General features: G+C 65.0%; 19 protein-coding genes. 9 read left to right on the top strand and 10 right to left on the bottom strand.

Annotated elements, in window-relative coordinates:
- The first annotated feature begins 96 nt into the window (after positions 1-96).
- The gene (locus ABIB73_RS08195; RefSeq protein ID WP_354222887.1) at positions 97-486 is read left to right on the top strand and encodes a DUF1330 domain-containing protein; all 390 of its coding nucleotides are present in this window, start codon (positions 97-99) and stop codon (positions 484-486) included.
- A 222-nt stretch (positions 487-708) separates the two neighbouring features.
- On the top strand, positions 709-3,900 hold the full coding sequence (locus ABIB73_RS08200) for an ATP-binding protein (protein WP_354222889.1): 3,192 nt from the start codon (positions 709-711) through the stop codon (positions 3,898-3,900).
- Between the two features lie 101 nt (positions 3,901-4,001).
- Here the strand turns inward: ABIB73_RS08200 and ABIB73_RS08205 are convergent, their stop codons facing one another.
- The 3 genes from ABIB73_RS08205 to ABIB73_RS08215 all read right to left on the bottom strand — a co-directional run bounded on the left by ABIB73_RS08205 (position 4,002) and on the right by ABIB73_RS08215 (position 6,286).
- Positions 4,002-4,625 (bottom strand): class I SAM-dependent methyltransferase, encoded by a 624-nt coding sequence (locus ABIB73_RS08205; protein WP_354222891.1) that lies wholly within the window; start codon positions 4,623-4,625, stop codon positions 4,002-4,004.
- 59 nt (positions 4,626-4,684) lie between these two features.
- Positions 4,685-5,200: a hypothetical protein gene (locus ABIB73_RS08210; RefSeq protein WP_354222893.1), complete on the bottom strand. Its 516-nt coding sequence runs from the start codon at positions 5,198-5,200 to the stop codon at positions 4,685-4,687.
- Between the two features lie 150 nt (positions 5,201-5,350).
- Positions 5,351-6,286, bottom strand: coding sequence for a DMT family transporter (locus tag ABIB73_RS08215; RefSeq protein ID WP_354222895.1), 936 nt, complete (start codon positions 6,284-6,286; stop codon positions 5,351-5,353).
- A gap of 426 nt (positions 6,287-6,712) precedes the next feature.
- On the opposite strand from ABIB73_RS08215, the gene ABIB73_RS08220 reads away from it, so the two are divergent.
- Positions 6,713-8,005 (top strand): adenylosuccinate synthase, encoded by a 1,293-nt coding sequence (locus ABIB73_RS08220; protein WP_354222897.1) that lies wholly within the window; start codon positions 6,713-6,715, stop codon positions 8,003-8,005.
- A 36-nt stretch (positions 8,006-8,041) separates the two neighbouring features.
- Complete coding sequence (locus ABIB73_RS08225; protein WP_354222899.1) at positions 8,042-9,643, top strand: hypothetical protein; 1,602 nt, start codon at positions 8,042-8,044, stop codon at positions 9,641-9,643.
- 89 nt (positions 9,644-9,732) lie between these two features.
- Here ABIB73_RS08225 and ABIB73_RS08230 read toward each other — a convergent pair whose 3' ends face one another.
- Both ABIB73_RS08230 and ABIB73_RS08235 read right to left on the bottom strand, forming a co-directional pair.
- Positions 9,733-10,083: a hypothetical protein gene (locus ABIB73_RS08230; protein ID WP_354222901.1), complete on the bottom strand. Its 351-nt coding sequence runs from the start codon at positions 10,081-10,083 to the stop codon at positions 9,733-9,735.
- Between the two features lie 231 nt (positions 10,084-10,314).
- Entirely contained in the window at positions 10,315-10,560 is a 246-nt protein-coding gene (locus tag ABIB73_RS08235) for a hypothetical protein (RefSeq protein ID WP_354222903.1), read from the bottom strand.
- A 142-nt stretch (positions 10,561-10,702) separates the two neighbouring features.
- Here ABIB73_RS08235 and ABIB73_RS08240 point away from each other — a divergent pair, with 142 nt between their 5' ends.
- Together ABIB73_RS08240 and ABIB73_RS08245 are read left to right on the top strand one after the other, a co-directional pair.
- Positions 10,703-11,128 (top strand): DUF5413 family protein, encoded by a 426-nt coding sequence (locus ABIB73_RS08240; RefSeq protein WP_354222905.1) that lies wholly within the window; start codon positions 10,703-10,705, stop codon positions 11,126-11,128.
- Positions 11,129-11,189: 61 nt separating this feature from the next.
- Positions 11,190-11,744, top strand: a complete 555-nt coding sequence (locus ABIB73_RS08245; protein ID WP_354222907.1) for a DUF4112 domain-containing protein — start codon at positions 11,190-11,192, stop codon at positions 11,742-11,744.
- A gap of 242 nt (positions 11,745-11,986) precedes the next feature.
- Here ABIB73_RS08245 and ABIB73_RS08250 read toward each other — a convergent pair whose 3' ends face one another.
- The 4 genes from ABIB73_RS08250 to msrA all read right to left on the bottom strand — a co-directional run bounded on the left by ABIB73_RS08250 (position 11,987) and on the right by msrA (position 13,931).
- Positions 11,987-12,277, bottom strand: coding sequence for a hypothetical protein (locus ABIB73_RS08250; RefSeq protein ID WP_354222909.1), 291 nt, complete (start codon positions 12,275-12,277; stop codon positions 11,987-11,989).
- 212 nt (positions 12,278-12,489) lie between these two features.
- A complete protein-coding gene (locus ABIB73_RS08255; RefSeq protein ID WP_074122648.1) occupies positions 12,490-12,654 on the bottom strand; it encodes a DUF3309 family protein in 165 nt (54 codons plus the stop codon).
- A 107-nt stretch (positions 12,655-12,761) separates the two neighbouring features.
- Entirely contained in the window at positions 12,762-13,181 is a 420-nt protein-coding gene (gene msrB / locus ABIB73_RS08260) for a peptide-methionine (R)-S-oxide reductase MsrB (protein WP_354222911.1), read from the bottom strand.
- A 45-nt stretch (positions 13,182-13,226) separates the two neighbouring features.
- A complete protein-coding gene (msrA, locus tag ABIB73_RS08265) occupies positions 13,227-13,931 on the bottom strand; it encodes a peptide-methionine (S)-S-oxide reductase MsrA (protein WP_354222913.1) in 705 nt (234 codons plus the stop codon).
- Between the two features lie 248 nt (positions 13,932-14,179).
- On the opposite strand from msrA, the gene ABIB73_RS08270 reads away from it, so the two are divergent.
- Complete coding sequence (locus tag ABIB73_RS08270; protein ID WP_354222915.1) at positions 14,180-15,868, top strand: caspase family protein; 1,689 nt, start codon at positions 14,180-14,182, stop codon at positions 15,866-15,868.
- A gap of 239 nt (positions 15,869-16,107) precedes the next feature.
- Here ABIB73_RS08270 and ABIB73_RS08275 read toward each other — a convergent pair whose 3' ends face one another.
- Entirely contained in the window at positions 16,108-17,223 is a 1,116-nt protein-coding gene (locus ABIB73_RS08275; protein ID WP_354222916.1) for an ATP-dependent DNA helicase, read from the bottom strand.
- Between the two features lie 171 nt (positions 17,224-17,394).
- Between ABIB73_RS08275 and ABIB73_RS08280 the strand changes: the two genes are divergently transcribed.
- Entirely contained in the window at positions 17,395-18,600 is a 1,206-nt protein-coding gene (locus ABIB73_RS08280) for an LLM class flavin-dependent oxidoreductase (protein ID WP_354222917.1), read from the top strand.
- A gap of 62 nt (positions 18,601-18,662) precedes the next feature.
- On the top strand, positions 18,663-19,439 hold the full coding sequence (locus ABIB73_RS08285; protein ID WP_354222918.1) for a helix-turn-helix transcriptional regulator: 777 nt from the start codon (positions 18,663-18,665) through the stop codon (positions 19,437-19,439).
- The last annotated feature ends 96 nt before the right edge of the window (positions 19,440-19,535 follow it).

Here is a 19,535-nt window from a genome sequence, read left to right on the forward strand (position 1 = left end):
ATACGACCTTGCGCCGGATTGCTGTTGTGACACAAGTCACGCCGCCGCAAGGCTACAATGCAGGCATGGTCAGAGGAGGCGTCTTTGGCGATCAATATGTTGAACATCGAAGGCCTGGAGCGGCTCGACCCGCATGCGCCGGTGGTGATGTTGAACCTGATGCGCTTCCACGCACGCTCGCGCGACGGCGACGGATCCGGCTGGGATGCCTATTTGCGCTACAGCGCGATCACCGTGCCCATGATCAAGGCGCGCGGCGGCACGCTGCTCTGGACCGGCGAAGCAAAAACGGTCGCGCTCGGCCCGCACGACGGCAACAAATGGGATTTCGTGGCGCTGGTCTATTATCCCAGCGTCGCGGCTTTCCTCGACATGATGACGTCGGAGGCCTACGAGCGAGAGGCCGATCCGCATCGCGTCAACGGCTGTGCCGAGCACGTCATCATCGCGACGGAGCAAGCCTACAGCAAGTTCAGCCGCGGCTGATATCGCCGGCTTGCGACCAGAGGCGCGCGTTCGGGTCGAGTTTCGCAACTTTCGGCATGGCTTCTACGCAGTTGCGCGCCAAATGTGAACTATTCGGTTGCGTGGGGGTGCCAAAGGTGGTGCCTTTGGCAGGAGAGCGCGCAAGTCGGGGCATTGCAGGCCCGGCATGAAGCGTTGCAGTGCTGCTTCCTCCTGGCCGATTTTGCTTCGTTTGGGGATCAGATGCTTTGTGAGCGTTGCGGCGGGGACAATCCGTCGACGAATCGCTTCTGTCACGGCTGCGGCGCGGCTCTGCCGATGGCTTGTCCCGCCTGCAATCATCTCAGCCCGCCCGGCTCGGGCTTTTGCGGCGCCTGCGGCACTGGCCTGAGCGCTGCGAGTAGGCCAATCCCGGCACCGGCGGGGCATTCCACGAGGCCGGTTCGGGGCGAGCTGAAGCAGGTGACGGTGCTGTTCGCCGATCTCGTCAGCTCGACCGAGATCGTTGCCGGCCTCACCGCCGAAGATGCCATGCAGCGCCTCAAGCCCGCGCTCGATGCCATGTGCGACGCCGTGGCGCGATTCGAGGGCACGGTGGTGCGAACTCTCGGCGACGGTATCCTCGCATTCTTCGGCGCGCCGCGCGCGCAGGAAGGCCACGCCCTGCTGGCGTGCGAGGCGGCGCTGGCGATCCGGGATACGTTTCGCGCGCGCGACGATGCCATGTCGGTACGCGTCGGCTTGCATTCCGGCGAGATCGTCGCGGATGCTCCGCTTGTCGACACCGTTACCGAGCACGGCGCCTACGGCCTCACCATTCATCTCGCAAGCCGCCTGCCGGCCAAGGCGGAGGCGGGCGAAATCTGCCTGACCGACGAGACCTACCGTCTGGTGCGCTCGTTCTGCGACGTCGGCCGGCTCGGCCGTCATCGTCTGCGCGGCGTGCCGGAGCCGATCGAACTGTATCTTCTGAAGAACCTCAAGCCGGCGGTCGCCAGCCAGCAGTTTCGCGGCGTCGCCCTGGCGACGTTCCGCGGGCGCGAGCGTGAGATGGCTCTGCTGCAGCGGACCCTGGCGGCGGTGGAAACCGGCGGCTCGCGCGTCACCGGCATCGTCGGCCCCCCCGGGACCGGCAAGAGCCGGTTGTGCTACGAGTTCGCGGAATGGTGCCGCGCGCGTCTCATTCCGGTGTTCGAGGCCCGCGCGCAGCCCTATGGCGCGGCAACGCCGCTGCAGCCGGTGCTGGAGTTCTTGCGTTCGACCTATTTCAACGTCTCGCCGGACGACGAGCCCGATCTGGCGGTAAAGCAGATCGCCACGCGCCTTGCCGAGCTCGGTTCGACCTTCGAGGCGGACCTGCGGCTGGTCTGCGATTTTCTCGGCATCAGGCACGGCCAGGGCCCGCCCTCCTGGCTCGGTCCGCGCGCCCGTAACGTCCGTCTGCTCGACATCATCCGGCACATGATCCGCCAGCGCGGGGCGTCGGCGTCGGTGATCATCATCGAGGATCTGCATTGGCTCGATCAGGCGAGCGAGGAGTTCGTCGCAACGCTGGTCGACGCGGTGATCTCCACCAAGACTGTCCTGATCGTGAATTTCCGGCCGGCCTATTTCGCGCCCTGGATGCGCGGGCCGCCGTACCAGCAGATCGAGCTCGCAGAACTCTCGCCGACGGATACGGACGATCTCGTCGATGAACTGCTCGGACTGGGGGACGAGCTTTTCGACGTGCGGCGGCGCGTCGCCGAACGCAGCGGAGGCAATCCGTTCTTCGCCGAGGAGCTGATCCGTTCCCTGGTCGAGCATCTGGCCATCGTCGGCGAGCAGGGCGGCTACCGGCGCGGTATCTCCGGCGTCTCGGACATGTTGCCGCCGACCGTGCAGGCCGTGATCGGCGCGCGGATCGATCGGTTGGCGGCCGGCGACCGCGACCTGCTGCACACGGCTGCGATCATCGGCAAGGAGTTCCAGCTCGCGGTCCTGCAGAGCGTCGCCAGCCTGTCCGCCGCTGAGCTCGAGGCGACGCTGGTTCGGCTCTGTTCGGGCGAGATGCTCCAGGCGCGCAGCGGCCAGGACGGCCACGGCTATAGCTTCCGGCATCCCTTGATCCAGGAGGTCGCCTATTCGACGCAGCTCCGCGCGCGGCGCAGCATCCTGCACGCGCGGGTGGCGCGGGCGATCGAGCAATTCTATCCGGAGCGGCTTGAGGAGTTCGCGGCACTCCTGTCGCACCATTTCGAGCAGGCCGGCGAGGTCGATGCCGCCGCCGAATATGCCGCGCGCGCCGCGCGCTGGATCGGCTCGACCAGTCCGGCGGAAGCGATCCGGCATTGGCACAAGGTGCGTGCGCTGAAGGCGGGACAGAAGCGCAGCCCGGCGGGCGATGCGCTCAGGATCACGGCCAGCAGCCAGATCGCCTGGCTCGGCTGGCGCGAGGGCATGACGTCGGAGGACGCCAAGCCCTTCATCCAGGAAGCGCTGGAATGGGCGCAGGACACCGACGATTCCATGATCCCGCTCCTGCTGTTCGTCGAAGGACGCATCGCGGGTGCGAGCGGCGGGCAGGCCGATGCCTATGTCGACACGGTCAAGCAGGCGCTGGCGCTGACGGAATCGCGCCAACTCACCGGCCGCGCTGCGATGCTCAATGCCTCGCTCAGCCAGGCCTATGGCTGGGCGGGCCTTTTACGTGAAGCGCTCGTGGCAAGTGATGCGGCGCTCGCCGGCGCCGCAGCCATCACCGACTTCGAGCACCGGTTCCTCGGCTACAATGTCGAGCACTGGATCCTCAGCCTGCGCGGCCGGATCCTGGTTCGGCTCGGGCGTTTCGACGAGGCGCGGCTTTGCTTCGATCGCATCCTCGCCATCGATCCGACGCTGATCGATCCGACGGTGCAGTTCATCGCCAATCTCGGGCACGTCGATCTCGCCTGGTGCCTCGGCGATTCCGCGATGGCCTCGACCCATGCCTGGCGCGTGATCGAGCTGGCGACGCGCCAGGCCAGCCCCTATTTGCGCGCCTATTCGCTGGCCTGCATCGGCACGGCGCAGGGCATCGCCCTGAACTATCAGGCGGCAATCCCGTCGTTGACGGAGGGCGTCGAGTTCGTGCGCGCGGCGCGCGTCGCCATGGAGATCGAGCCGGAGATGCTTGCGAGCATCGCCGACTATCAGCTCCGTTCCGGCGCCCATGCCGCGGCCGTCGACAAGGCGCGGGAAGCGATCGCGGTGGCCCAGGAGCGGCGCGCCCGCCTGCCGGAATGCCGCGCCACCATCACGCTCGCCGCCGCGCTTGCGGCGAGCAACGATCCGGATCACCTCGGTGAGGTAGCCCGCCTCGTCGATCGCGCCGATGCCTTGATCAAGTTGACTGGGGCCGGCATCTACCGGCGGCTGCTGGAGGAGACGCGGCGACGGCTGTCGGTCGGCGCGTGAGGGCTAGAGCATGATCCGGAATAGCGTGTATCGGTTTTCCGAAAAGATCATGCTCAAACGATAACCTGAAGCGCGATGACGATTCATTCCATCATCGCGCTTTAGGCTCTCCGCACGATGAGCGTGAACTCCATCAATCCATATCCGTCATGCACCTCGGCCGTGGCATTGAACCGGGTGGCGCAGTAGCGCGCCCAGGACGCGATGTCGGTGGTGTAGAGGCCGTGGCGGGTGGTTGCCCCTGCCGGCCGCTTCATGAAATTGACGGCGAAACCGCGCCTGGTGGTGCGATGGAGGTCGTCGAGGCTCGCCGCGATGAAGCGCTCCCAGTCGCGCCGCGGCTGGTCCTGCGCGACGTTGAAGATGCCGCTGGCGACCGCATAGTCGACCATCCGCGGGCTGGCATGGCCGAGGGTGAAGGCGGCATTGCTACGGCCCCGCCACAGCCGCCGCGCCCGCCGAACCATCGCCTCCGAGACGTCGATGCCGAGATAGTCGACGGCGCAGTCGTCGTGCCGGCGGTCGAGATAGGCGATCAGCGCGCCATAGCCGCAGCCGAAATCGTTCAGCGAGAAGGGCAATGTGAAGTCGCATAATTTCAGGAGCTGGACGAAGCGCATCTCCTGCGTGGCCTGGCAGGTCCAGTCGACGCCGGACGGCGTCGCGCCGAAGCGTGCGATCTTCGCCGAATAATAGGCCGCGATACCGGCGTAGATCCCGCTCAACTCTCTGTCGCCCTGAGAAGCAAGCTCCCTTGCGACGGCGGCGGCGCGCATCGGTCTGCCTATTTCTTCGACTTCTTCTTGGCCTTGCCCTTGCCTCCGGGCGGGACGCCAGGTGCCATCGGCAGCGAGATCGTGAGGTATGTTCGCTCGATGTAGAAGACCGGCTTGTCCTCGCTAACAATAACCCGCAGCCCCTCGGGACCGCGGGAATCGTGGGCCTTCATGAAGCAAGGCAGCGGAGTCTTGCGCGCAAAATTCTTGATCAGGGCGTTCACGATGCACTCATCGCCGGTTTCGCCGTCTTGGTTCGACGGGACCCTGGCCAGCCAGGTCAGCAGGCTGAACCACCGGTTCTTCGCGCGATTGTTGTGCAGGCCGCCCAGTCCGAGAAGCTTTGCGCTTTCGACGAACGGCCGCCCTTCCTGGAAGATCTCGAATTCGTCCTGGAGGGCCTTGATCTCGGACGTGCCCCCGGCAGTGAGTTCGTGATCTGTCTGCTCGGGACCAAACCTCAAATTAAACAAATCGAACAGCGGGCCGATATAGATATCGTCCTCGGCCATCAACGCGCCCATACCACTCTCCCTGACAACCAGAGTTGGATTATTGGATTGGAAAGCCAGCAATGGGGGTATTGAACCTTGGTCGCCGACAAATTGCAAGGATGCCGGATCGCCAATCCGCGCGGGCCGCTCCGCCAAGTTGCAAGCGCGCCGATCTGCTGCTCAGGCTGCCGCCTGCTTCCTCGACGCCACGAACACGCCGAACAGCACAAGTGCGAAGCCGATGAAGTGGAAGGCCTGCGGGCGTTCGCCGAGGAAGGCCATCGCCATGATCGCGCCGAACACCGGCACGACGTGAAAGAACGGCGCGGCGCGGTTGGCGCCGATCAGACGCACGCCGCGATTGAAGCAGAGATAGGCGAGCGTCGAGGGAAAGACGGCGACGTAGAACAGGGTCAGCAGGTTCGACCCGTCCAGCTTCATCACGGGGCGCGCGGACAATTCCCAGATTTCGAGCGGAATGAGGCAGGCGGCGCCGCAGCCGAAGGTGAAGGCAAGGAACGACAGGCCGTGCATCGGCGGCCGTTTCAAGGTCAGCACCGAATACAGCGCAAAGATGACCAGCGCGACCATGAAGATCAGATCGCCCTTGTTGAAGTCGATGTTCGACAGCGTGGTGAAATCGCCGTGCAACAGGATGACCAGGACGCCGCACATCGAGAGCAGCACGCCGAAGGCCTGCGCCGCGGTGAGCCGGACGCCGAGGATGAGCAGCGACCACAGCGCGACGACCAGCGGCGCGGCCGACTGCAACAAAAGGGTGTTGAGCGCCTGGGTATGCTCCAGCGCCCAGTATTGCAGGGTGTTGAAGGCGCCGATTCCAGTGATCGACAGCACGATCATCAGGCCGAGCTTGCTGCGGATCGCGGGCCAGTCCTGGGCGAGATGTTTCCAGGCGAACGGCAACACCAGCAGGAAGGCGAAGGACCAGCGCAGGAACGACAGCGTGACCGGCGGGATGTGACCGGCGGCGAGCCGACCGACGACGGCATTTCCGGCCCAGCACAGCGCGGTGATGCTGAGCAGGATGTAAGGCTGGTTGGCGATCCAGTTGTGGCCGGACGATTCGGCGCTCGTGGTCTGGCCGGTGGCGGACATTGTGATTGTTATTGCCCCGCGTGGAGTGCGCCAAGGCCTTCGGCCCGGCGATGTCCGGGCCGGTCGAGACCCAGCCTCACCCACAGACACGGAAATCGAGGTTGCATCAACGGGGGGCGGATGCATCGCGACCATGCAGCGGCGAAGATCGTGTCTAGCGCTTTGGTCGAGGCCGGCGCATGGTCTTGGAGGGTTTCCGGATTTTCGGGGGATATCAAAGGCTTGGATCGCGCCTTGGGTCCTGAAAAAGCCCGGTTCTTGCTTGCCTAGAGAGGCTGCTTCCTTTATCCGGTTGGGCTGCCTCGCGTGCGAACGGCCTTGGGCCGGGAATTGGGCTGGGCGTAGGTATGATCCCGGAAAAGTGGGTACCGGTTTTCCGTTTGGATCATGCCACTTACAGAGAAATCTTCGAAGGATTACCCGCGAATGGCCAATGTTGTCGTCGTCGGCGCCCAGTGGGGCGACGAAGGAAAGGGCAAGATCGTCGACTGGTTGTCGGAGCAGGCCGACATCGTTGCGCGTTTCCAGGGCGGCCATAACGCCGGTCATACGCTGGTCATCAACGGCGAGACCTACAAGCTCGCGCTGTTGCCCTCGGGCGTGCTGCGCCCATCGAAACTGGCGGTGATCGGCAACGGCGTGGTGTTCGATCCGCAGGCCTTCCTCGACGAGGTTGCCAAGCTGCGCGCGCAGGGCGTGGCGGTCGGCCCGGAGAATCTGCGCGTCGCGGAGAACGTCACCCTGATCCTGCCGTTGCATCGTGAGCTCGACGCCCTGCGCGAATCCTCCAACGCCGCGACCGCGATCGGTACCACGCGTCGCGGCATCGGGCCGGCTTACGAAGACAAGGTCGGCCGCCGTGCCATCCGCCTGATGGACCTCGCCGACCTCGACACGCTCCCGCACAAGATCGACCGGCTTCTTGCTCACCACAACGCATTGCGCCGTGGCCTCAACCTGCCGGAGTTCGACGGCAAGGATATCCTGAAGGAATTGATCGCGTTCGCGCCGCAGCTGCTGCCCTATGCCGAGACTGTATGGCGCCTGCTCGACATCGAGCGGCGCGCGGGCAAGCGGATCTTGTTTGAGGGTGCGCAGGGCGCGCTGCTCGACGTCGACCACGGCACATATCCCTACGTCACCTCGTCGAACACGGTGGCGGCGCAGGCCGCGACCGGAACGGGCCTCGGTCCGAACGCGGTCGGCTACGTACTCGGTATCTGCAAGGCCTATACGACCCGGGTCGGCCAGGGTCCGTTTCCGACCGAGCTCCTGAACGAGATCGGCGAGGAGATCGGCCGTCGCGGCCGCGAGTTTGGGGTCAATACCGGACGCAAGCGCCGCTGCGGCTGGTTCGACGCCGTCCTGGTCCGTCAGACCGTGCGGACCTGCGGTATCACCGGCCTGGCGCTGACCAAGCTCGACATTCTCGATGGCTTCGATTCGATCGAGGTCTGCATCGGCTACAAGCTGGACGGCAAGGAGATCGACCATTTCCCGGCCGGCGAGGGCGCCCAGGCCCGGGTCGAGCCGATCTACGAGACCATCGAGGGCTGGAAGGAGCCGACCGCGAACGCCCGGTCGTGGGCGGACCTGCCGGCCCAGGCGATCAAATATGTCCGCCGGATCGAGGAATTGGTGGGCTGCCCGGTCGCGCTGCTTTCCACCAGCCCCGAACGCGAGGATACTATTCTGGTGCAAAATCCGTTTGAGGCTTAACGATATCTTACCCGGACGTGCGCTAGTTGAGTTGAAATGGCTGATTACTATCCGCTGATCGCCCGCGCTATTTCCGCCCTGGACCCCAACGCTCCCGGCGAAAGCCGTCGCGCGCTCTATGAGCGGGCGCGCACGGCGTTGATCGCGCAACTCCGCAGTGTGCAGCCGCCGCTCTCCGAATCCGAGATCACGCGCGAACGGCTGTCGCTGGAAGAGGCCGTCCGCAAGGTCGAATCGGAGGCCGCCCAGCGCGCCCGCGAGGCCTCGCGCCCCGGCGGCGGCAGCCGCAGTGGCAGCGGCAGCGGTGACGCTTTCCGTCGGGCCAGCGCCCGCGCCGCAGAAGGCACCCCGCCTCCACCCCCTCAGCCGGCCGCTCCGCCGCGCGCCCGTCCGGCCGCGCCGCCGCCGCGCAACGACCGCCCGCCTCTCGGCGGCGACGACCAGGGCGATGCCCAGCGTCCGCCGCGCGCCCCGCGTTTCGACGCGCCGCGCCAGCCGGAGCCACCGCCGCCTCCGCCGGCCGGGCGTGATCGCTCCGCCGGACGCCGTCCGCCGGATGCCGGCCCACCGCTGCCGCCGGCCCCGGGCGTGCGCGGATTCCGCGACATTACCGCTGACGTCAATGATCTCGGCGGCGCCGCCGCGCAGGCCAACCGCGCCGCGCGTCGCACCTATGCCAACGTGCCCTCGCCTTCGCCGGAATTTGACCGGCTCGAGCCGAGCCTGGAAAACCGCGCGGCCGAACCCGACGCGCCCTATTCCTATGACGAGTCGATGGAGGAGGCCGAGCGCTATGCGCCGCGGCAGCCGCCGGGGCGCCCGCACATCCCCGTCCTCGGCCGCGATAGCAACAAGAAGAGCAGGCGCGCCGGCTCCATTTTCCCGTTCAAGAGCGCGATCGCCATCGGCATCGTGCTGATCCTGGTCGGCGCCGGCATCCTCTGGGGCAAGTCGCTGGTTCAGACCGCGAGTGGCCTGTTCAAGTCCTCGCCCACCCAGGTGGTGGAGGCGCCGAAGGATACCTCGCAGCCGCAGAGCAAGCCCAAGATCCCGGATCGTGTTGGCCAGCCCTCGGCGAGCGACCAGCCGGCCGCGCCGGTGGCGCAGAAGGTCGTGCTCTATGACGAGGATCCGTCCGACCCGAAGGGCAAGCAATATGTAGGCTCGGTGGTGTGGCGGCTCGAACCGATCAAGGCCTCAGGCAACCAGAAGGCCGACGTCGCGGTGCGCGCCGACATCGAGATTCCCGACCGCAAGTTCAAGATGACGATGTCGTTCCGCCGCAACACCGACTCGTCGCTGCCGGCGAGCCACACCGCGGAATTGACCTTCATCCTGCCGCCGGACTTCCCGGGCGGCAGCGTCTCCAACGTGCCGGGGATCCTGATGAAGTCGAACGAGCAGGCGCGTGGCACGCCGCTCGCGGGCCTCGCGGTCAAGGTCACCGACGGCTTCTTCCTGGTCGGCCTCTCCAATGTCGACGCCGACCGCGCCCGCAACGTCCAGCTCCTGAAGGAGCGCTCCTGGTTCGACGTGCCGCTGGTCTATGCCAACCAGCGCCGCGCCATCATCGCCATCGAGAAGGGCGCCCCCGGCGAGCGCGCCTTCAACGACGCGTTCGCGCAGTGGGGCGACTGAGCCCGCGCCTACTCGGTGCTCATCTCTCCCTATGTGAGAGGAGAGTGGGGTTCTCTCGCCAGCAGCGTCCCAATCGAAATTGAGCAGACCTATTGCGCGGTGGCTTCCCGCTTGCGCGCCGCCGCGGCGGCTGCGTGCTCGCGATCCATCACGGCGCGGCAGCCGGGGCTGACCTGCGCCTTTTTCTGGACCATGCAGGCCCTTATCCGCGGGATGTCGGGAATCTCACTGGAGCACAGCCGCATCGCATCGCCCGCGCACATCTGCTGCGCTTCGGACGAGAAAGCGAGGCCGGGTGATGTCTGGAGTGCGATGGCGGTGGCGGTGAGGGCGAAGAGCGAAGCGATGGTCTGGTAGCGTGTCATGAAGAATGCGTCCCCGAGTTCCGTGGGTTGAACCACTTGATTTTGGGGCGCCGCACGCGGCTTGATCTGCCGCATGTCACAGCCTTCACGCCGGGAACTCAATCCCGCGTGTGGTCGCTCGATCTCGTGATGTTCGAATCGAAAAGTGCTGCGCCGCCCGAACGAAGTATGCGCGATTGTCAAAGAGCTGCAATGGGCGCCGCGAATGAATTCGCAATTGTTGCGCGTCCGTCACGCAAAATGCCAAGACGGACTTGCAAGACGGACTTGCAAGACGGACTTACAAGACGCGCTTACAACACGCGCTCACATGCCGTGGCTCTCGAACACCTTGCTGCACGATCTCGACAGCTTGGCCCGGTTGGCTTGCAGACAACCTTGCACTGCACCGTCATTGCCGAGGTCCTTGCGGCACAACCGCGAGGCGTCGCGCGAGCAGGCCTGCTGCTCCCGCGGCGAGCCCATATGACCTTGCGCGAGAACGGGCGCGTTCGACAGGCCGCCGAGGGCCGCCAGCGTGATGGTCGCCAGGAGGAACAGTTTACGGGACATCGGCGGCTCCAAATCTGACATGTGAATTTCAAGTCCTGTCAGAACTCGACGTTTTGCCACTTGTTCCCCCAAACCACCTGTAGCCCGCTATTCAAGGTTCCCGCCGCGCTGCTATAAATGCCCCGAGTATGAGGAGTGCTTGATGAAACGCTATCTGGTGTTTGCGCTCGTTGGTCCGTTCGTGGGCGGGTTCCTGCTTTTGCTGACGACGACCTACCAGTCCGGCTACTGGACCCAGACCAACCTCGGCGAGGTCGGCAAGCTGTTCGTGGTGTTCTTCAAGACCCTGCAATACAGCTATCTGTTCGGCTTCCTGCCGTCGCTGATGATCGGTGCGGTGGACGACATCCTGCTCCACATCAGGCGGATCGGGCCGGTGCTGCGGATGCTGCTGGTCGGCCTGTTCGCCTTCATCCTGGCCGCGCTGACCTACAGCTCGCGCGGATCGGATTCGGGCGCGGTGCAGTTCATCCTGTACGGCCTGGTCGGTTTCGTGCCGGCGGTGCTTTCATCCTGGCTCGTGCATCGCTATGTCGAGGAGCCGCTGCCGGCGGCGGCGACCAGCTGAGCGCGCGACCTTCGGGCGCAGCGCAGCAACCTCCGCCGCGCTGGCGCGTTTCCTCCAGGCCATGACCATGTCCGACGACGACATTCTTGCTCCGCGCCAATCCCGTTCCGGGGCGCGCCCCCGCTCGACCTCGGGCGCCGAGGCGCGCGGTCCGATCATCGACCAGGAAGGCCACGAGATCCGGCCCGAGACGCTCGAGCGGGGGTTCCGCGAGTTTCGCTTCGAGTTCGGCAAAGACAATCCGTTCGCTGCCAATCCGTTCGGCAATCTGACGCGAGAGCAGCGGATCGCGCGGCTCGAGGCGCTCGCAAAGCTGCTCGACGTCGCCTTCGTTCTGCCCGGCACCAACATCCGTTACGGCATCGACGGCCTGATCGGACTGATCCCGATCGTCGGTGACATCATCACGACCGCGATCTCGCTGTGGCTGGTGCGCGAGGCCCGCGCGCTGGGCGCGCCCTGGTACCTCACGGCGCGGATGCTCGGCAATGTCGCGGTCGACGGCGTGGTCGGCATGGTCCCGTTCGCAGGCGACGCCTTCGACGTCATGTTCCGCGCCAACATGCGCAACGTCCGCCTCTTGCGCCGCTGGCTCGACAAGCAGCCGCGGATGTGAAGCGTCTTCCTTCGCCTCTCCCCGCTTGCACGGAGAGGCCGGATCGCATCGCTAGATGCGATCCGGGTGAGGGGGCCTCCGCGAGTCTCACTGCTACCGTTATTGCTGATGCAGGCCCCTCACCCCGACCTTCTCCCCGTAAGAACGGGAAGAGGGAGAAAAGAGAGAATCCCCAAACGCAAAAAGCGCGACGACCTTTCGGCCATCGCGCCTTCAGCGCACATCGGAGGCTTGCGAAAAACTTACGCCGCGTCGGCGTCGGTGGTCGTCTCAGCCGGCTTGCGGCTGCGGGGCAGCGGGAAGGCTTCGCTCTCATAGAGCGAGCGGATGCCGTTCTGGTCGAAGCGCGCTTCCTCGACCTGGAGGTAGGCGCCGTTCAGCGAATCCGTCGGCAACTGCTCCATCGCGAACTGCACGGCTTCGGCCGCGGTGCCGAACCGCCGATAGGTGAAGCCCGCGCGCTTCTTCTTGCGGATCGCGGCGGGGAAGAGTTCGGCGGAGGTGTTGAAGTTGAACGGACGCAGTGGACGCATGGTCAAAGACCTCGTGATCTTCTCTGGGGCTTTAAGCGCGTGGGGTTTGGGAGGGCAAAGACCCAATCGAGGGGCCCGCCCTACATGTCATTTTCGCCCTCTAATATAGGCCGATTTGACAAAATTGCGACCCCTGTGATGGGAGATGATGAATCCACGCATGGCAGATCCGCAACGGTCGTAAACCAAGTTATTTCAATGACTTAATTGGTTTACAGTTTGCCAAGAAGCAGCAGCACGATCAGCACCACGAGCACGACGCCGCCGATCCCCATGCCGGAATGGCCCATGCCATAGCCATAGCCGCCGATGCGGCCCGACATGCCGCCGAGCAGATAGATGATCACCAGGATGATCAGGATGGTCCCGAGTGACATGGCATCCTCCCTGGCGGCCGCCAAAATGTGATGATCGGCCGCACCGCCAGCGAAGAAAAGCACATCACGGCGCCGGGTTCCATGCCGGAACCCGGCGCCGTGCGATGTTATTTCGGCTCGAGCTTCAGCGAAGCCGAGTTGATGCAGTAGCGCAGGCCGGTTGGTCCCGGGCCGTCGGGGAAGACATGGCCGAGATGGCCGCTGCATTTGGAGCAGAGCACCTCGGTGCGGATCATGCCGTGGCTGACGTCCCTTTCCTCGTCGACATGGCTGTCGACGGCGGGCTGGGTGAAGCTCGGCCAGCCGCAGCCGGAATCGAACTTGGCATCGGACTCGAACAGCGCGTTGCCGCAACCGGCGCAGACGTAGGTGCCGGCGCGGTGGTCGTGCTCATATTCGCCGGAGAAGGGACGCTCGGTCGCCTTCTCGCGGAGCACCGCGTACTGCATCGGCGACAGTTCCTGCCGCCACTGCTCTTCGCTCTTGATGACCTTGTCGTCTGTGGTTTTCGTCTTGGTGTCGGGCATGGGTCTCCCGTTTTTTCAGTGATCTTGTTTTCGGTGATCTCGCGATCAGTTGGTGGCCTTGCTGGCACTCACCAGCGTCGGCTTCTCAATGTAGTTATCCGCGAACAGTTTTTTCAGGTTCTCGACCTTCGGGATATCGTTGTAGGCGATGTAGGGCTGGCTCGGGTGCAGCGTCAGGTAGTCCTGGTGATAGGCCTCCGCCGGATAGAACGCCTCGAGCGCGCCGACCTTGGTCACGATCGGCTTGCTGTAGACCTTGGCGCCGTTGAGCTGGGCGATATAGGCCTCCGCGACCTTCTTCTGCTCGTCGGAGGTGGTGAAGATCGCCGAGCGATATTGCGTCCCGGTGTCGGGTCCCTGGCGGTTGAGTTGGGTCGGATCGTGCGCCACCGAGAAGTAGATCTGGAGGATCTTGCCGTAGGAGATCTTCTTGGGGTCGTATTTGATCTCGACGGATTCCGCGTGCCCGGTCGTGCCGGACGAGACGGTGTGATAGTCGGCGGTCGCCTTGCTGCCGCCGGCATAGCCGGAGACCGCGTTGACGACGCCCGCGGTGTGCTGGAACACGCCCTGCACGCCCCAGAAGCAGCCGCCGGCGACCACCGCGGTCTGCATCCCGCTCGCGGGAGCTGCGTCCACAGCGGGGGCGGGGATCACGACTGCGTCTTCCGCGGCCCTGGACGGCACGGCGAAGGCCAGCGTCAGAGCGGTGGTGGCGGCGAGCAGGGACAGGAGGGCGGGACGGCGCATGGCGGATCCTCTTTCCGGAAGATGTGGCAGTGTAGGGTGGTTGGCGCCGGGCGAATAGTCTGCCGGCGGCGTTTTCGGTCACCTGAGATACGGCCGCACCCTGCGTTTGTTACGCCCGAACGGACACGAGACTGTGAAAAACCACGCCTAAGACAGCCTGGCTTGGTGGGTGAGGAACTCCGCGCCAGATGAACCCGCGCGATGGATGACCGACTTAAAAATGTGGTGGCTGGAGCTGATCTGACAACATGCTGCGCGTCGTTCCCGTGACCCTCGTCATCCTGGCCGCCTGCGTCTCGATCGCCGCGGCCGAGCCCCCGCCTGGCGACGATCTCGCCACCTGCCGCGATCGCCAGGCCGAGGCCCAGGCCCGTGCGACGGCCTGCGACAATCTGCTCAACGCCGATCGCGTCACCGGCAAGGACAAGTCGGTCGCGCTCGGCGTGCGCGGCAACACGCTGGTCAACAAGCGCGACTACGATGGTGCGATCGAGGTGCTGTCGTCGGCCATCGCCGCCGATCCGGACAATGTCGGGGTCATCAACCTGCGCGGCGTCGCCTATGAGCGCAAGGGCCAGGACGATCTCGCGATGGCCGACTACAACCTCGCCATCCAGAAGCGCGCGAATTACGGCGTCCCCTATAGCAATCGCGCCACCATCCAGCTGCGCAGGGGCGCGCTGCAAAGTGCGCTCGACGATTTGAACGTGGCGGTCAAATACGCGCCGAAGTTCCTGCTCGGCTGGACCAACCGCGCTCGCGTGCGCACGCTGATGAAGGATTTCGACGGAGCGCTGGGAGACTTTGCGGAAGCCGAGAAGATCGATCCGACCGCGCCGCAGATCGCCGGCAACCGCTGCATCACCTACGGCCTGATGGGCAAGTACGACCAGGCCGTCGCCGACTGCGACGGCCTGATCCAGAGGCAGCCGAAGAACCAGTTTGCGCTCAACAATCGCGGCGATGTCTACCTCATGAAGGGTGATCTCGATGCGGCGTTCAAGGACTACAACATGGTTCTCCAGCTCAATCCGAATAACGTGCGTGCCCATTCCGCCCGGGGCCAGGTGTTCGAGCAGAAGCACGATCTCGCCCAGGCGCGCGCCGACTATCGCTCGGCGGCCTATGCGCTGTCGCAGTTCGACGATCTCGACGTCGCCCGTGCCCGCGCCAAGGCGCAGGAGCGGCTCGCTGCGCTGACGCCGCAGACGCCCGTGATCGCGTCAAATGCGCGCCGCATCGCGCTGGTGATCGGCAACGGCGCCTACAAGAACGTCCACGCGCTCGACAATCCGCCGCGGGATTCCAAGCTGATTGCAAACGTGCTGCGCGACGTCGGCTTCCAGACTGTGACCATCGCCAACGACCTGACGCGCGACAAGTTCTTCGAGACGCTGCGGGCGTTCGCGGCGGAGGCGGAGAAGGCCGACTGGGCCGTGGTCTACTATGCCGGCCACGGTTTCGAGATCGGCGGGGTCAACTATCTCGTGCCGGTCGACACGAAGCTCGCCGCCGACAAGGATGCCGAGACGGAGGCCGTAGCGCTCGAACAGGTGATCGCGGCGGTCGGTGGTGCCCGCAAGCTGCGCCTGGTCATTCTCGATGCCTGCCGCGACAATCCGTTCGCGCCGACCATGCAGCGCACGCTGTCGCTGAAGCTGGTCGACAAGGGCTTTTCCAACATCGAACCCGGCGCCGGCTTCATGGTGGTCTACGCCGCCAAGCACGGCGAGACCGCAATCGACGGCGATGGTGGCGCCGACAGCCCGTTCGCCACCGCGCTCGCCCGCGACATCAAGGAGCCGCGCGTCGAGATCCGAAAACTGTTCGACATCGTCCGCGACGACGTCTGGTCCGCGACCAGGCACGAGCAGCAGCCGTTCACCTACGGCTCGCCGCCGGGGCGGGAGGATTTTTATTTTGTGGCGGGGAAGTGAGGCCTGCAGATGTGATGCGATGTTGGCGCCTCGCAACCGCTGTCGTCCCGGCCTAGTGCGCAATTGCGCACGGGGGGCCGGGACCCATAACCCCAGGGAGGAGTTTGGCGCGAATTGGTAACCGCGAGTCTTCGCCAAACCCAATCCTGTTGTTATGGGTTCCGGATCAGCGCTCGCTACGCTCGCTTGTCCGGGACGACGAGCGCGGTTGACGTCGCGACGTCGTCAAGCCTCGCCGACTAAACCACAATACTCAACCGCTTCGCCGCCCGCGTGATGCCGGTGTACAGCCACCGTGCCCTGGAGTCCTGGAACGCAAAACTCTCGTCGAACAGCACGACGTCGTCCCATTGCGAGCCCTGCGACTTGTGCACAGTCAGCACATAACCGAAGTCGAACTCGTCATAGGGCTTGCGCTGCTCCCAGGCGATCGCCTCGATGCCGCCCTCGAAGCAGTCGGCGCGCACGGAGACCTTCGTCACCTTGTGGCCAAAATCCTCGTCCGGCGACAGCCGCATGCTGAGGATGCGCGATTTCGAGCGCGAGGTGTTGCGCGACTTGACGCGCCAAAGTCCGCCGTTGAACAGGCCCTTCTTGCGGTTGTTGCGCAGGCACACCAGCTTGTCGCCGGCGACCGGAAAGGGGTCCTCGATGTTCTGGCGCTGGCGCACCCGCATATTGTAGGCGCGGCGGGTGTTGTTGCGGCCGACCAGGACCTGGTCGGCGCCCATGACTCGGTCGGGATCGAGCTCCTTGCGCGACACCACCTCGCTCTCACCATAGCGGCCGATGTCGAGTTCGCGGCCTTCGCGGACGTCCATCGACATCCGCACGATCGGATCGTCCTGTGCCTGGCGGTGCACTTCGGTGAGCATCGCGTCGGGCTCGGTGTTGGTGAAGAAGCCGCCGCCCTGGATCGGCGGCAACTGCGCGGGATCGCCCAGCACCAGCAGCGGGCAGTCGAACGACATCAAGTCGCGCCCGAGTTCCGCGTCGACCATCGAGCATTCGTCGATCACGATCAGCTTGGCTTTCGAGGCCGGCGCATCGTCCCACAGCTCGAAGCTCGGTTGCTCCTCGCCGGATTCGCGGGCGCGATAGATCAGGGAATGGATGGTGGAGGCGTCGTCGCAGCCCTTGTTGCGCATGACGAGCGCGGCCTTGCCGGTGAAGGCAGCGAACTTCACCTCGCCGTCGACACCGTCGGCGATGTGCCGCGCCAGCGTGGTCTTGCCGGTGCCGGCAAAGCCGAACAGGCGGAACACCGGCGGCGTGCCATTGCGGCCGGGCTTGGCCTTGAGCCAGTCGCCAACAGCCTTGAGGGCGGCATCCTGATGCGGGGTAAATGTGGGCATGTTTTTCCGGAAAGATCGAGGCGCCACAGTGACATGAGTCGCCGCTCGCAAACTAACCATTCGGCCCGCGCAATCAAGCCGTTCTCCCGCGCAGCGGAATTGCTGCTCCGTAGACAGCGCCGCCTCACCCATTAAAATGAGCGCAACAAAGAATAATGCGGGAGAGGCGTCATGAAGTTCGGCATCTTCTATGAGCTGCAACTGCCACGGCCCTGGGTGGCCGGTGACGAGCTCAGGCTCTACCAGAACGCACTCTCGCAGCTGGAACTCGCCGACAAGTCCGGCTACGACCACGCCTGGGTCGTCGAACATCATTTCCTCGAGGAATATTCGCACTCGCCCTCGCCGGAATCCTTCCTCGCCGCCGCGAGCCAGCGCACGAAAAATATCCGGCTCGGTCACGGCATCATCCAGCTCACCACCAACCATCCGGCCCGTGTCGCCGAGCGTGTCGCGGTGCTTGATCTGCTCTCGAACGGCCGTTGCGAGTTCGGCATGGGCGAGAGCGCCTCCATCACCGAGCTCGAGCCGTTCGGCCGCGACATGGAGAGCAAGAAGGAGGTGTTCGAGGAGGCCGTGCGCGCGATCGTCCCGATGTTCAAGGATGCGGGCAGCGAGCATCACGGCAAGTATTTCGACATCCCCTTGCGCAACGTCGTGCCGAAGCCGGTGCAGAAGCCGCATCCGCCGCTGTGGATGGCCTGCTCGCAATTGCCGACGATCGAGCGTGCCGGCCGCCACGGCTTTGGCGCGCTCGGCTTCCAGTTCGTCAGTGCGGATGCCGCGCATGCCTGGGTGCATGCCTATTACAACGCCATGACCAAGCGGCTGCACAAATTGGCCGACTACGAGATCAACCCGAACATGGCGCTGGTGTCGTTCTTCATGTGCGCCAGGACCGACGAGGAGGCGCGTGCGCGCGCCGACGGTGCCACCTTCTTCCAGTTCGCGCTGCGCTTCTATGGCGCCGCGCAGAACCGCCAGCGTCCCGCGCCCGGCACCGTCAACATGTGGGACGAGTACAACAAATGGAAGCGCGATAATCCCGAGGCGCAGGAGGCGGCGCTGCGCGGTGGCCTGATCGGCTCGCCCGAGACCATCCGCAAGAAGCTCAAGCGCTTCCAGGGCTCGCATATCGACCAGGTCATCCTGCTCAACCAGGCCGGCAAGAACAGCCACGAGCACATCTGCGAATCGCTCGAGCTGTTCGGCCGCGAGGTGATGCCGGAGTTCCAGAACGATCCGGCCCAGGCGGCCTGGAAGCAGGGTGTGATGAGCGGCGAGATCAAGCTCGAGGAGATCGACACCCAGGCTTTCACCGACCGCTATGGCAAGCTGGCGGTCAGCGTCGCGCCGGCGAAGGCTGTGGCAGGGTAGGCCGCCTTCCGCGCCGCCGCCTTTGCTGATAGGTTTCGGCAAAACGCGGCAGGGAGAGAACGATGCCCCACGGGACAGGCTCAGGCTTGGCGGCTGGCGATGTCACGTCCGCGGTGCTTGCCATCGGCCGGCCGGATTTTCCCAAGGTGCTGATCGAGACGCTGCGCCAGCAGGCGGATGTCGGCCATTGCATGGTGTTCGCACTGACACGGACGGGCGCCGCAAGCTGCCTGCTCGATGCCGGCAACATCCCGACCGGCGGCGATCTCGGGGCTGCCTATGCCGGGCAGTTCCACGAATCCGATCCCAATCGCGACGCAATGTTCGAAGGCGAGGGCAGCGCCGCGATTGTGTTGCCGTCCTTTGCGCCGCGCATGTACGGCGCGCGCTACCGAAAAATCTTCTTCAACGATTCCGGCATCGTCGACAAATGCGCGATCGCGATCTGGGTCGACGACACCTGCTTCTACGTCAATTTCTACCGCATCGCCGCCCAGGGCCGGTTCAACGACGCCGAGCGCGCGCGGCTCCAGGCCATTGCGCCGGCGATCGGCGCGAGCGTTGCCCGCCATTTCCAGCACAGCACGCCCGACCATAATCTCTCCGCGCTGTTTGCGGCCCGCGCGCCGCTCGCCGACCTCACGCCGCGCGAGCAGGAGGTCTGCCGGCGCATCCTGCTTGGCTTCAGCTCCGAGGCGATCTCGCAGGCGCTCGGCATCAGCCTGCATTCGACGCTGACCTACCGCAAGCGCGCCTATGAACGGCTCGGCATCTCCTCGCAGAGCGAGCTGTTCGCGATCGTGCTGGGCCTGCTCGCGGGGGCTGGTCGCCTGAACTGAGGGGTACGCTAAGTACGCAGTATCTCCTTCCGAGAGTAATGTGGACATGGGGCCCGTCCTTCCGGATCGTCGCCTTTTGGGCCCTTAGCGGACGAG

This window comes from Bradyrhizobium sp. F1.4.3, assembly GCF_040548375.1.
Lineage (GTDB): Bacteria > Pseudomonadota > Alphaproteobacteria > Rhizobiales > Xanthobacteraceae > Bradyrhizobium.